The organism is Bacillus sp. LSHTCR4 (genome assembly GCF_057197025.1).
In genome coordinates this window covers 106,295-119,539 of sequence record NZ_JBXUNO010000001.1, presented here as the reverse complement: position 1 = coordinate 119,539, position 13,245 = coordinate 106,295, and the positions used below count along the sequence as shown (strand labels likewise).

Annotated in this window: 12 protein-coding genes; 5 read left to right on the top strand and 7 right to left on the bottom strand. The window is 32.7% G+C overall.

Features of this window, described 5'->3' with window-relative positions:
* Positions 1-15 precede the first annotated feature (15 nt).
* The 3 genes from AC2CGR_RS00590 to AC2CGR_RS00580 form a co-directional block, all read right to left on the bottom strand.
* Positions 16-1,377, bottom strand: a complete 1,362-nt coding sequence (locus AC2CGR_RS00590; RefSeq protein ID WP_128295010.1) for a UvrD-helicase domain-containing protein — start codon at positions 1,375-1,377, stop codon at positions 16-18.
* Positions 1,374-3,140 (bottom strand): AAA family ATPase, encoded by a 1,767-nt coding sequence (locus AC2CGR_RS00585; RefSeq protein WP_128295009.1) that lies wholly within the window; start codon positions 3,138-3,140, stop codon positions 1,374-1,376. The genes AC2CGR_RS00590 and AC2CGR_RS00585 overlap by 4 nt, the downstream gene beginning before the upstream one ends.
* A gap of 95 nt (positions 3,141-3,235) precedes the next feature.
* Positions 3,236-4,048, bottom strand: a complete 813-nt coding sequence (locus tag AC2CGR_RS00580) for a hypothetical protein (RefSeq protein ID WP_128295008.1) — start codon at positions 4,046-4,048, stop codon at positions 3,236-3,238.
* A gap of 188 nt (positions 4,049-4,236) precedes the next feature.
* Here AC2CGR_RS00580 and AC2CGR_RS00575 point away from each other — a divergent pair, with 188 nt between their 5' ends.
* The 3 genes from AC2CGR_RS00575 (at position 4,237) to AC2CGR_RS00565 (ending at position 7,567) form a co-directional block, all read left to right on the top strand.
* Positions 4,237-5,208, top strand: a complete 972-nt coding sequence (locus tag AC2CGR_RS00575; RefSeq protein ID WP_484480420.1) for a zinc-dependent alcohol dehydrogenase family protein — start codon at positions 4,237-4,239, stop codon at positions 5,206-5,208.
* Positions 5,209-5,846: 638 nt separating this feature from the next.
* Complete coding sequence (locus AC2CGR_RS00570) at positions 5,847-6,977, top strand: RNA-guided endonuclease InsQ/TnpB family protein (RefSeq protein ID WP_270185416.1); 1,131 nt, start codon at positions 5,847-5,849, stop codon at positions 6,975-6,977.
* Positions 6,978-7,261: 284 nt separating this feature from the next.
* Entirely contained in the window at positions 7,262-7,567 is a 306-nt protein-coding gene (locus AC2CGR_RS00565) for a hypothetical protein (RefSeq protein ID WP_410490530.1), read from the top strand.
* Positions 7,568-8,297: 730 nt separating this feature from the next.
* Here AC2CGR_RS00565 and AC2CGR_RS00560 read toward each other — a convergent pair.
* The 4 genes from AC2CGR_RS00560 to AC2CGR_RS00545 all read right to left on the bottom strand — a co-directional run bounded on the left by AC2CGR_RS00560 (position 8,298) and on the right by AC2CGR_RS00545 (position 9,873).
* Positions 8,298-8,609 (bottom strand): YbjQ family protein, encoded by a 312-nt coding sequence (locus tag AC2CGR_RS00560; RefSeq protein ID WP_000637511.1) that lies wholly within the window; start codon positions 8,607-8,609, stop codon positions 8,298-8,300.
* 142 nt (positions 8,610-8,751) lie between these two features.
* Positions 8,752-8,955: a DUF4028 family protein gene (locus tag AC2CGR_RS00555; protein WP_087965668.1), complete on the bottom strand. Its 204-nt coding sequence runs from the start codon at positions 8,953-8,955 to the stop codon at positions 8,752-8,754.
* Between the two features lie 210 nt (positions 8,956-9,165).
* Positions 9,166-9,696: a general stress protein gene (locus AC2CGR_RS00550; RefSeq protein ID WP_061686272.1), complete on the bottom strand. Its 531-nt coding sequence runs from the start codon at positions 9,694-9,696 to the stop codon at positions 9,166-9,168.
* A gap of 39 nt (positions 9,697-9,735) precedes the next feature.
* The gene (locus tag AC2CGR_RS00545) at positions 9,736-9,873 is read right to left on the bottom strand and encodes a hypothetical protein (RefSeq protein ID WP_000359813.1); all 138 of its coding nucleotides are present in this window, start codon (positions 9,871-9,873) and stop codon (positions 9,736-9,738) included.
* Positions 9,874-10,095: 222 nt separating this feature from the next.
* Here AC2CGR_RS00545 and AC2CGR_RS00540 point away from each other — a divergent pair, with 222 nt between their 5' ends.
* Both AC2CGR_RS00540 and AC2CGR_RS00535 read left to right on the top strand, forming a co-directional pair.
* A complete protein-coding gene (locus AC2CGR_RS00540) occupies positions 10,096-10,347 on the top strand; it encodes a hypothetical protein (RefSeq protein WP_142237788.1) in 252 nt (83 codons plus the stop codon).
* A gap of 205 nt (positions 10,348-10,552) precedes the next feature.
* Positions 10,553-13,243: an ATP-binding protein gene (locus tag AC2CGR_RS00535; protein ID WP_484480419.1), complete on the top strand. Its 2,691-nt coding sequence runs from the start codon at positions 10,553-10,555 to the stop codon at positions 13,241-13,243.
* The last annotated feature ends 2 nt before the right edge of the window (positions 13,244-13,245 follow it).

Here is a 13,245-nt window from a genome sequence, read left to right as displayed (position 1 = left end):
CCTCTGTTCTTATAATCATATAGTTTCAACATGTACTTGTAATAGCTCCTTAAACTTAGCATTAATCCACTCGCGACCATGCTTTTTTTCTACTTCTGTTGTAATTAAAATGATTAACTCTTTTTTTGCCCTTGTTAGAGCTACATATAAATAATTCAGCATTTTATTTTGCTCATTTTTATTTTGAAAAATATAGTCTGAGATCTCAGTTGTTACTATAAATAAACAACGATCCCCTTCCAATCCTTTTACCTTATCAATAGAGTTAACTATTACTCCTTCTACTTTATTACTTTCCTTACATAATTCTAACACAGCATACATCCGTGCTTTATCTTCCTTAGTCAACTTTAATGACAACGCTTTACCTAATCCATTGATAACCTCCCAATTCCCTTGCTTTCGTACATTTTTTTGTATCCCTTTCTGCAAAATAAAAACTACTTGATCGACATGTTCTCTTTTTACTTTTGATTTTTTTACCACAGTTTTCAACTCATGTTTTAATGAATCTTTTGCAAAACCTAAATCATTGGGATTAGTAACAAATCTTTCATTTTTTTGATAGATATACACATAATCAAAAGGTTCATCCCTAAAAAAATTAGAAATATTTATGTCTTGTTCAAACAAGTAACTTAAACTACCAACTTCTGCGGTTTGATATTCTTGCTTTTCTTGCTCCAAGACAAATTTATTTGAAAATTGCACATGTAACATAGGGCATCTGTGATTTTCTACTTTATATTGAACATATTGAGGATATTTTTCTATTAAATTTCTTAATTCATTTCTACCTCTTAAATCTTGTTTTGGGTCCCCAACTAAGTATAAATTAATTGCATTATCATAAAACGCTTCAATAATTCCTGCTAATGAATCATCTATATCTTGAGCTTCATCTATAAAAATCGAATCTAAATAGCTCTTAATAATGTACAATATTTTCTTTCTCTTCTCTTTAATTAATTTTTTATCATTACTTTTACCCTTTATAACATGTTTAGCTATTTTTGTAACTTCTTGAACATGTACTATGTTTTCTTCTTTCAATTCCTTTAACACTTTTGCCTTAAATCCATAATTACTTGGTAAATTCACTACTGAAACTGTCGAATATTGTTGGCCGTACAACAAATGATAAAAGGGAAATATAATTTCTTGTAACAAAAATACATGTGATGTTTCCACCTTAATTCTTTTTGGCATGCTTCCATGTTGTTCAATAATTTTATTTCTTATATGATTTCTTGCAGCATTTGTATATGTAATGACATATATAATCTTTCCATCTACTACTTCTTTATATCTGTTTAAAACTTCCTCTGCCATTGAAGTTGTTTTTCCTGCTCCGGCACCAGCTACTATTATCCTCACTCTTTAACACCACTCTGCAAAAAGTTTAAAACTCTCTGAATATGTTCCGGTAAAACCACATCTATAAGAACACCTGAACCAAAATCTCGACAAAACTTCAGCATAATATCTGTTTTAGCTGTTCTCCACTTATCAGCTAAAGCATCTGGTGTTTTTATCTCTTCCTTGCCCCAACTATGTTCTTCAGTAAAATAACTCTTCAATTTTTCAAAATTTTGTCCACTCTTAACAAATTCCGGTTCTAAAGTATATTCAGATGTAGTTGTAACAAAAATGTTTTCGTATGTATTATACTTTTCATGATTCGCCTTAGCATTAGGCTGATCATCGAAATCTCTTATTATTCCTATTTTATGTGATGTTCCCTCATTGACCTTTAACCAAATATCTAACATAGTAGTAAAACCTTTATGCAGTGAAATAACCTCGATATCATGCAATAAATTATCCTTGGTACTTAGATATGACTTTATTAACATTTCTTCAGTAGGTCCTTCTACTAAGATACACCTTCTAGAAAATAAAAATTTGAGAAAATCAAGGTTAGGCTTTTTAGCTAAATAATCTAAATCTCTTTCCTCCGTAACAGTTGCTAATGAAAATGCTTTACCCTCTTTTATAATCGTTACATTTTTTAGTTCTAGTTTATTTAAAAATTCTGAGCTATGAGTCGAGATAAATAACTGGGTTTTTTCACTTTGCTTTATCGTTGAATTAATAAAACTCGCGAGTAATTTTTCATTACTTATACATAGATGAGCCTCAGGTTCTTCAACAGTTAATATGTTCAATGCTATATCCTGATTTACTTCTAATGAATTCATCATTACAAGCAAATATATAAGGTTTCTATAACCAAGCCCCTGACTATGCAGGTATTCCTCCCCTACCCCTAATCTAACGTTATTCAATAAAGAACTAATACTCGGCATATTAGGAAGTAACGTAATTTTCTCGAAAAATTCTTTAGCGTTTTCTATCTCTGATGTTTCTTGCCAATTAAAAACATCTTCCAGATTACTAACTTCTTTTAAATCATTAAAAAACTTGCCATACGACTCTTCAACTTTTACTTTTTGTTCATCCCCTAATTTATTTTGTAATAAGTTTACTAATGCTTGAGATCCTAATTGAGTATATTTATTTGAAAAATCATCTCTCTCAGCGGCTAATGTATTATATTTGAAGCTTATTAAATCATTAAATGCCACTGATTCATTGGTTGATGGAACAACAATTGAATATTTAAACATTTCTATAGGCAATAAGTTCATCTTCATATTTTTTATGTCTTCTTCACCTTTAGCAGATAGAATATTCGCTACATGTTCCAATAATTTCTTTGGATTTTCCACACAGTACCTGTATTCTATCTTATAAACTGCCTGTTCTTCATCTAAAGAATTATTCCATTTTCGAACATAATATTCATCCGCACCTTTAGGTTGAAATTTTACTATAACCGATACCATCGGTACTACACTTTTAAATTCCTCAACATCAATCTCCAACTTTTTTATTCTTTCTATATTTTTTTTGATAAATTCAAAGTAGTCATTTTTATAATCATTATTTATATCATGCCATCCTAAATTTTTATTTACACTACCAATTTCATCATTTAAAAATGGTAAAGTAATTGCTCTCAATAAATTACTTTTACCACTATTATTTTCACCGATAAAAATTACTAATCTATTTAGATTTATTTCTACATATTTAAAATTTCTGTAACCGTGAATGTGTGCTTCAGATATTATCAAATTTATAACCTCTTTTCATACTAAATGTAATCAACTAGTTCTCATAATTTGTTTATTGATTGAATTACTCTTTCTACTTTAGAGCCCTTTAACTTCTAAAAATGTCTTATCAATGAGTAGTTGTAATTATTTATTCTTTTTTTAACTATTAGCATTTTCCCAACTTCATGGTTCACTACATTACTCATAATTCCCTCTCTAAAAATTACATCCCGATTTTTATATTGATTTTTCAGCATTTTATATACTTCATTTTTAGCATTTTCACCACTTTCTTCATAATTCAGTATTTCTTTGTTTAATGTAAACTCGTTCCAGAAAAATTGTGTATTCTGTAAACGATAATTTTTTTTCTTTAATACGTTAAATGAATACTCTTCCGTTACTCCCTTCCGACTATCAACAACAATATATTTAGATGTTTTACTATTAAAACCAATTATAACAACCCAATGAGATATTACCTGTCGATTTTTATTTCGTAAAAAACACCCAAGATTTTTTACACTGCGAAGAGGCTTAGAATATGGATCAAAACTAAATAAAACAAAAGCTTCTCCCCTTCCTATTTCTCCTTTCATTTTTTCTAATTCAATAACCTCTCGAACCTCAATTTTATATTTAATATCTATGCATCCAATACTTTCATGAATTTTTTTATAATTGTCCATAACAAATTGTTTAAAGGAATCCAATTTAAAATACTCACCTAAAAATGTTTTACCCTGAATTGTCTCACCATTTCTTGGATTATCTTTTTTATTAATAAAGTTTTCCCTCAAAATCTCACATACTACCCCATCTGCTTCATCTTGATTTATATCCTTAACGTGATTGATAGCATATATTCCATTAATTAAAGCATATATTCCACAAGTTGGACCTGACTGTCTAACAACTATCCCCATCTTACACCTCCCTTTCTTTAAATATATTGGTATGTAGCACTATTCGTTAAATAATTCTATAGTAGTTTTTATTTCTTAATTTAATTATACCCTAAACATACAAAATCCCCTTTTATATATTTAACAAAATAAGCACTCCACCAAAAATGCTATAATAAACCCAATCAAACTAAGGGGGCACTTTTACTTTGCACGGAAAACACATTCAATTTCACAAGTTTGGCAACCCAAAAGATGTATTACAAGTTGAATATAAAAATATAGAACCATTAAAAGAGAATGAAGTGCTAGTTCGTATGCTAGTTAGACCGATTAATCCGTCTGACTTAATTCCAATAACGGGAGCGTACGCTCATAGAATTCCGTTACCTAACATACCTGGTTATGAAGGTGTTGGTATTGTAGAAGATGTGGGAACTTTTGTTTCTAGAAACCTTATCGGCAAACGTGTTTTACCGTTACGCGGCGAAGGTACTTGGCAAGAATATGTGAAGACTTCAGCTGATTTTGTAGTCCCTATTCCTGATTCCATCGATGATTTCACAGCGGCACAAATGTATATTAATCCTCTTACGGCGTGGGTCACTTGTACAGAAACGCTAAACTTACAGAGTCATGATGTTTTATTAGTAAATGCTTGTGGATCCGCTATTGGGCATCTATTTGCGCAGTTATCACGAATTTTAAATTTCCGACTCATTGCCGTGACAAGAAATAGTAAACATACAGAGGAATTACTTGAGCTTGGTGCCCACCATGTAATAGATACTTCCACTACCCCGCTTTATGAAACCGTTATGACATTAACAAACGGGCTCGGCGCGGATGCTGCGATTGATTCTATCGGAGGACCGGATGGAAATGAATTAGCTTTCTCCTTACGTCCAAACGGGCACTTTTTAACGATCGGTCTTCTATCAGGAATACAAGTGAACTGGGCCGAAATTGTCACGAAAGCAAAAGTGCACGCGAACATATTTCATTTACGACATTGGAATAAAGAAGTGTCACCACATAAATGGCAAGAAACGTTTCGTCACTTAATTCGCTTAGTTGAAAATGAGCAATTACGTTTTATGACGGTACATTCTACATATGACTTAGCGGATGTACAAGCGGCGGTTGATGTTGTGCAGTCTGCTGAGAAAACGAAAGGGTAACTAACTGTTACGATTTATTTAACCAATTATAACCAAAGTTAATTAAATATATCAGTAAGCCCTGCTAGTCAAGTGATTGGCTAGTAGTGAGGGTTAACTGCGGGCAATCCCTAAAGCTGATTGAACTACAACGTGGCTAGAAATAGCGAGCGTGAATGTCGCGAAAGCAGAAAAAATCAATCAGATGGTGCAAGGTTAAATCCTAAACACTAGAACAATGGGTCTTCCGCCTCGAATCATCTAAGTCAAAATGGATAAGATGAACGTTCAACGACTATCTCGTATAACTGACGAGAGTACATCACAAGCCTATGGTGATGGAAAAATCCTCTATCTCTAAAGAGATAAACATATAGTCTGCGCTCATGTGAAAATATGAGAAGTTCATAAGAGAACTGGCTAAGGAATTGCGCCCTTAGTTGAACGAGATACATTTAATTAAATCTATCAAACCTCATTGAACATACCGAACGTACGTGCTATGATAGGTTCAATGAGGTAAGAATAATAATGAAATTTTTACGAGTTAGTCAAGTATCAGAATTAACAGGTTTGCATCCGAGTAGTCTCAGGAGAATGCTGGTGGAACACGCTACGATTCAGAAGAACAAATCTTTCATTAAAGGAGTTACATTCTGATGATATTGGCGAAGAAAGTCAGACTGATTCCAACGCCTGAACAAGAACAAGTGCTTAGAAACCATGCTGGTGCTGCAAGATTCGCTTATAACTATTGTAAAAGAATGAGTGATAGATATTATAAGCTATTTGGAAAATCTGTTTCACAGTTAGCTTTACAGAAACGATTTACAAAGATTAAGAAGCGAAAGAGATATGAGTGGTTACAAGACATTAATGCACAAGTTTCCAAACAGGCTTCAAAAGATTTTGATACGGCGAGAAAAAATTCGTTCAAAAAGTACAAAAATGGTTCTCACACTTCTTATAAATCTAAAAAAGATTTAATCCAAGGATTTTATGCCAATTATGAAAGACTGATTATAGGAAAGAAAGTCGTTCATATTCAGTCTATTGGAGAAGTGAAAACAAGCCAACAACTACCAAGAAACAAAAAAACATCCAATCCAAGAGTTACCTTTGATGGTCGTCACTGGTGGATTAGTGTAGGATTCCAAGAAGACTTTGAATCACAAGAACTAACCAATGAGTCGATTGGTGTGGATGTTGGTTTAAAAGAGCTTTTTGTAGCTTCTAATGGTATGAAAGAACGAAATATAAACAAAGATGCTAAGGTTAAAAAACTTTTGAGAAGGAAAAAGTCAGCACAAAGAGATATGTCTAGGAGATTTAAAAAAGGTGTGAAAATTCAGTCTGCCGGATATGAAAAAGCGAAAGCTGAGCACCTGCGGTTATCTAGGAAAATTACGAATATCCGAAATAACCATATCCATCAAGCAACAGCAAAATTGGTGAAAACCAAACCAATGAGGATTGTTGTGGAAGACTTACCTATCTCAAACCTGTTAAAAAACAAAAAACTATCGAAAGCATTTTTATTTCAAAAATTAAACTTCTTCTTTCAATGTTTATCATACAAGTGCGAGAAATATGGCATTGCGTATGTAAAAGCTGATAAATGGTTCGCCTCAAGCAAGATTTGTTCATGTTGCGGCGTAAAATACGACCATTCAGTTCAACCAGAAGGACAGTGGAGTTTAAAAATACGTGAGTGGTGTTGTGCTTCATGCAATAGCCATCACGATAGAGATTTGAATGCTTCGATAAATTTATCAAGATGGGTAAAATAAATGCTTGATAATAGGAGGTAACGATACTGCCTCGTGTGGAGTGTTATACCCCTCGTCCCTTTGGGGTTGCGAGAACACGATGAAGCACTAACTTGTGTAAATTTGATTGAATTGTATAGATTTAGTTAAGTTTATCGTATCGGAAAGTGTTTTTGACGAGTTATTAAATGCAAAGGAAGGAGTCTTTTTGATTGGCCTTTTAAATAGACTAGATAATACCTTTAAGAGCGAACATTTGTAAGTATCTGGTATAATTCTATTAAAAGGTGAAAGGAGATTTTCACATGTGGTTAATTTCGGCAATTTGGCCTGTTATACTAGTCGGGGGAATTGTAGTATTTGTAATAAAAAGATTGGAACATAAATATAAGAACGGAAAATTAGGTAAGAAAAAATCAAAAGAAGCTCAAAACTTATTGGATAGTTTAATACCTATAGGAATGCTTGTTGGCTGTATGATCGGTTTGATTTTCAGTATATTTTTTCCGAACTTCTCCCTGCTTTCAGTTAGTTTAGGAGCTGGAATAGGCTATTTATTTGGATATTTCGCCTATGAATTTTACAGCAAGACAGGAAACAACTTTTCCTAATCCAAAAAGAATAAACGGGACAGCACATAGTCGTCATATACAATATGTACTGTCCTTTATTTTTGTATTAACACTATCACCTTACCTTTCCACCTACTATACACCTTTTTTATTGATTTTCCTCTCCTCCCCTTTTTGCATATCCGCTTTTTTATTTTCATGGGATCTATACCCAAAGTAAAGTAGCGCACATGTAATAACGGAACCTACAATGTATCCTAAAAAACACCCTAACCAAAACATATTGTAACCGCCTCCATTCATAATAAAGTGAAACTTTAATCAGTGGGGGTTTTCTTCATCCCCTACTGATTATCAGCCCTCACCAATCGGACTTTAATGGGCAGCCCGCCCCCCCACCTAACTTCTTTGCTTTCGCTGAATTTTGAGGTGGGGGACTTACTGCCCATTAAAGTGGGATCAATTTTATGTAATATAACTCTTTACATGCTCCATCGTTTATTTCTATCAACTATACACTCTCTAAAATTATTCCTACCACTCATTCTGGCCGTACATCAAATAGCAATTTTATTATTTGTCATAAAGTTAACATCTTCATTAAATATATACAAATTTCCTATACTATCACTTTCTCATTTGGAAATAATATACTAAAATTGAAATAAGTAAGCTAGCAATCAACTCTTTTCTCTCTTAACTTTAGTTGTGAACAAAAAAATCCCCTCAAAGCATAAACTTCAAGGGGTGAGCCTGTTTTTTTATTTACTTATATACGTACAGCTGTACCACTTACAGCAACCATTAACATTCCATCACGAACTACTTCGTAATCTACGTCAACGCCAACGATCGCGTTCGCACCTTTTTGTTTTGCAAGTTCTTTCATTTCATCCATTGCGATATCACGAGCTTCTTTTAGCTTGCTTTCGTAAGAACCAGCACGACCACCGACAACATCACGAACAGAAGCGAATAAATCGCGGACAATATTTGCACCCATAATAGCTTCACCATTTACAATATCGATATACTCAATAATTTCTTTACCTTGAATTCCAGACGTTGTTGTTACAATCATGACTGACACTCTCCTAATAAGTTGTAGTTTTAATTAGCTTTCTTATGTCTTTATTATGACATGGAACAAGTAACGAATCTATTGAATTACCTTACAGGAATGTGACAGTTTTGTAAGAATGAAGCGCGCATTATGTTTCATTTTAATAAAGCGCTTTAACATTAGGATACATAAACGACTCTTTATTTTCTTTCCATTCCTTTTCTACTTCTTTGAAAGTCGGTCGTCCTAATTCTTCATTGTTTTCATGTTTACGAAACCATTTCTTCACATACTGATCTCCATTTTTATTTTGAACTGTACAAAGGAAACTATTACTACTATCCTTTAATATTTTTACAATCACGAATAGACACCTCTTCTCTTTTCAATAAAGTGAAACTTTAATTAGTTGAACCAATCGAGCTTTTACGGGCAGTTAATGCGGGATAACAGAATAGAACTTGATCTTTTACTATAAGCCCTTCCTCTCTTATAGTCATACGACTCCTCGGTCGCGCCAAAGTTGTAAGATCAAAAAACGATATTCATTATGTTTAAATATGTGACGTACATATTATTTAAAGAAATCAGAGTTATAAGCATGATGCTTATCAAATATTTTATAGATTTCTAACTTATCATCTAATTTTGCATCTACTAAAATTAATATATTTCCATCGTAAATATATTCTTCATACTTTTTAGCATGGTCTTCAGGGATTCCTAAGCCGATAAATGCTCCTATTAAACTTCCAGCTCCTCCGCCAATACCCGCTCCTCCAATAGCTGCTGCAATAGGTCCCGCTGCTACAATTGGGCCCAGTCCAGATACGGCAAGTACACCAAGACCTGTTAATAAACCACCGAGTCCTCCTGCTACTCCTCCTGCTACAAGCCCTGTCGCTGAAAAGATATCCGCTTTATGCGCAGTTTCATGATTCACTTTTTCACCTGATTTTTCTTCCAGATGTTCAATTTCCTTTTGATCCTTCGCAATAGCCGAAATGTTATCTGCCGGGTATCCTTTTTCCTTTAATTCATTAATAACGAGTGCCGCATCATCAATTGTTTGAAAAACACCTACTATTTTTCTATCTACATTCATAACTATTAACCTCCTAAAGTTTTATATAATGCTTCTTTATTACTCTTCGTTTTTATATACACTAATTTTTTTATTCACATAACCATTTACGAAAAACGCCAATAATAAAAGAATTACAAGAGAACTACTTAACAAGTAAATGAAATCAAATGTAATATCCGTTATCATTTTATCCATATGTAACAGTCTCCTTTTTAATTTAAAGTAAAATATATTTTTATAGACTAGAAATCTTTCAATTTATCTTCAATCAATCTCTTTATGGTATATGTATACCCTTCCTAACTCTTTCTAAACGTAAAAAACTATAATTATATTTTTTCTTATTTATATGTTTAACATTTTTTAAAACGGGTATGTTTATATTGTTATGCTTATTATATGGAAAGGAATATTACGATGAATGCCATTCACTCTACTACTATTCTTTATAATGAAACACCTACAATAACGCAGATTCATCATTTTTACGCTTTAATGACAACATTTCAAACGAATGTATTTATAAGTAAACACGGAACACTTACTGCTATTAAAAACTTAAGCACATTAGTATCATTTTTCCTTACTGTAAAAAAGAGAGAGCTTGTATTATTTATCTTTGAAGGAATAGATGCAAAAAGAGCTTTAAGAACACTCTTTCCTTCTTAAAAGTTTTGTGATCCCCCTATTCCCTCAATTGTTACTTTTCATATATCGTTTTATACTTCAAAATGATTTCCTCTATTCAAAACGAGCCCCCTAATACAATAGGGGGATTTCTCGTTTGAGCTTATGAAAACTGATATAATATATATTACGTTTTTCATTCTTTACAATAGAAAACTTTTAATAACCTTGAAGGTAGGAATTTTTAATGAACTCGAAAGCAAAATTTAGTATTCGCTACAAAATTATGGCTGGTTATTTAGTTATCATTTTGTTCTTACTTATTTCTTTCATTATGCTAAACAATCAGATTTCCAATTTACAAAAATCTCGTAATTTTATTATTGATCACGATTTTAAAGTTCTTAATTTAACGAATCAAGTGGAGAAAGAATTGCTAACAATTGAAAATAAAGCGAAAGGATTTATCACTTCTAATGATGCAAATTACGTTCAATCCCTTAACGCCGCGGAAAAGGATTATGAAAAACATTATCAAGATCTTTTTGCTCTATTAGAGGATAACCCTTCTCAGCAAGAAAAATTAAAGCAGATTAATGAAAACATTACTAGTTGGATTAATAAAGAGATTCATCCACTCATTACGAATAACAATAGTAATAACGTACAAGCAATCGATACGACTCAAATTCAATCATTACAATCGCAGGTAACTAACTTCCGTAGTGTAGAGGAACAACTAACGAAAAAAAGAGCTGCACAATTAGATACTAAAAATAATAAATTAGAGCTTTGGTTATACAGTTTATTGTTCTTACTATCTTGTATTTCTATTATCGTTTCACTCTATATTTCGAATTCCATTACAAAAACGATTAAAAATGTAATTCAAGCTATTAAATCCATTTCTTCGAAAGAAAAAATTACGGAAAGAATTCATGTAAACACCCATGACGAAATAAAAGATCTTGCTCATACAACGAACCACCTACTAGACGAAATATCGAAAAGAGAGTGGTTACAAACTGAGCTTGCAGAATTAATTTTAATGTATCAAGGTGTATCTTCTATTGAAATGTTAGGCAACAAAATTTTGAGTGGCATTATACAAAAAACGCAAACTTCTTGCGGTGCATTTTATGTACGTGAAGAAGTTGAAGAAACTGTCTACTATGTGAAAAAAGCTTCTTTCGCCGATCAAGGTGCTGATATTGGAAAACAATCCATTAAAATGGGTGAAGGTTTCATTGGACAGACTGCTTTAGAAAAGAAAAGTTTTATTCTCAGGGACATACCCGAAGAGTTTCGTTACGTTACTACTGGATTATTAGAAATACGTCCTAAAAATCTACTAGTCATCCCTGTCTTATTTGAAGATGAAGTGATTGCAGTAATGGAGTTAGTAAGTGTAACTGAGATCTCAGACTTACATCAAGATTTAATCCAACAAACTGTTGATAATCTAGGTTTAACAATCCATAGTATTATGGGACGTATGCGAATTCAAACTCTTTTACATGAATCACAAGCAATGACGGAAGAGTTGCAAGTTCAATCAGAAGAGTTACAAACGCAAGCCGAAGAACTCCAAATGCAAGCCGAAGAATTACGAACAACGAATGAACAATTAGAAACTAGAACTGAAGAAGCTGAACAAAAGACAGCTGACTTACAAATTACTAAATTAGAATTAGAAGAAAAAGCAAGCGAGTTGTTACGTAGCTCAAAATACAAATCAGAGTTCCTAGCAAATATGTCACATGAATTACGCACACCGTTAAATAGTATTTTACTATTATCTGAAATGTTAAGAGAAAATCATGATAATCATTTATCCGATGATGAAATTGAATTAGCAACAGTTATTCATTCATCAGGGAAAGATTTGCTTACTTTAATTAATGACATACTTGATTTATCTAAAGTAGAAGCCGGAAAACTAGATGTCATTTTTGAAGCAACGAACATAAGTGATATGGCAGCAAGTATGCATCAAAACTTCTTACATATCGCTGCACAAAAAAATGTCGAATTCACTGTTGAAGACAGTGACACCATTCCTGATCTGTTTTACACAGATGCAAAACGGATTGAACAAATTATTAAAAACTTATTATCCAATGCATTTAAATTCACGGAAAAAGGATCTGTCTCTTTACATTTCGATTCGATAAAAACAAGCAATTTAAGTGATGATATGCAGTCTGTAAGTAAAGACTGGATTACAATTTCAGTAAAAGATACTGGTATTGGTATCGCTAAAGAACAGCATCAACTTATTTTCGAAGCCTTTCAACAGGCAGATGGCGCAACGATTCGGAAGTATGGTGGTACAGGCTTAGGGTTATCTATTTGTAAAGAGTTTGCTAGATTATTAGGTGGTTGGATTACGTTAGAGAGTCATGTAGGAGAAGGTAGTACTTTCACCGTATATATTCCTAACCTTCCAAATGGATTAACTGATATACAAGTATCCAATTTAGAAGTCGCAGCGACGATAGAAGATGTTATTCCTGCTGAAGTTGTGGAGGAAACTATTGTTATCCCAGAAACAAATAACGTCTTCCAAGAGAAAACTATTTTAATTGTCGATGATGATCACCGAAATATATTTGCATTACAAAATGCATTAAAAAAACAACATGCCAATATCATTACTGCACAAAACGGCCTAGAGTGTTTAGAAATACTAAAAAACAATACAAATATCGACCTTATTTTAATGGATATTATGATGCCAAATATGGACGGTTATGAAACGATGGAACATATCCGAATGAACTTAGGGTTACATGAAATACCTATTATCGCATTAACTGCGAAAGCAATGCCAAATGATAAGGAAAAATGTTTATCTGCTGGCGCTTCAGATTATATAAGTAAACCATTAAATTTACATCAACTCTATTCGGTAATGAGTGTTTGGTTAATAAAATAAGT

Excerpts from the sequence above, each read along its gene's own strand:
- AC2CGR_RS00560 (WP_000637511.1), bottom strand. The coding sequence starts at position 8,609 with ATGATTGTAACAACAACGTCTGGAATTCAAGGTAAAGAAATTATTGAG.
- AC2CGR_RS00580 (WP_128295008.1), bottom strand. The coding sequence starts at position 4,048 with ATGGGGATAGTTGTTAGACAGTCAGGTCCAACTTGTGGAATATATGCT.
- AC2CGR_RS00570 (WP_270185416.1), top strand. The coding sequence starts at position 5,847 with ATGATATTGGCGAAGAAAGTCAGACTGATTCCAACGCCTGAACAAGAA.
- AC2CGR_RS00550 (WP_061686272.1), bottom strand. The coding sequence starts at position 9,696 with ATGAATGTAGATAGAAAAATAGTAGGTGTTTTTCAAACAATTGATGAT.
- AC2CGR_RS00545 (WP_000359813.1), bottom strand. The coding sequence starts at position 9,873 with ATGGATAAAATGATAACGGATATTACATTTGATTTCATTTACTTGTTA.
- AC2CGR_RS00535 (WP_484480419.1), top strand. The coding sequence starts at position 10,553 with ATGAACTCGAAAGCAAAATTTAGTATTCGCTACAAAATTATGGCTGGT.
- AC2CGR_RS00540 (WP_142237788.1), top strand. The coding sequence starts at position 10,096 with ATGAATGCCATTCACTCTACTACTATTCTTTATAATGAAACACCTACA.
- AC2CGR_RS00565 (WP_410490530.1), top strand. The coding sequence starts at position 7,262 with ATGTGGTTAATTTCGGCAATTTGGCCTGTTATACTAGTCGGGGGAATT.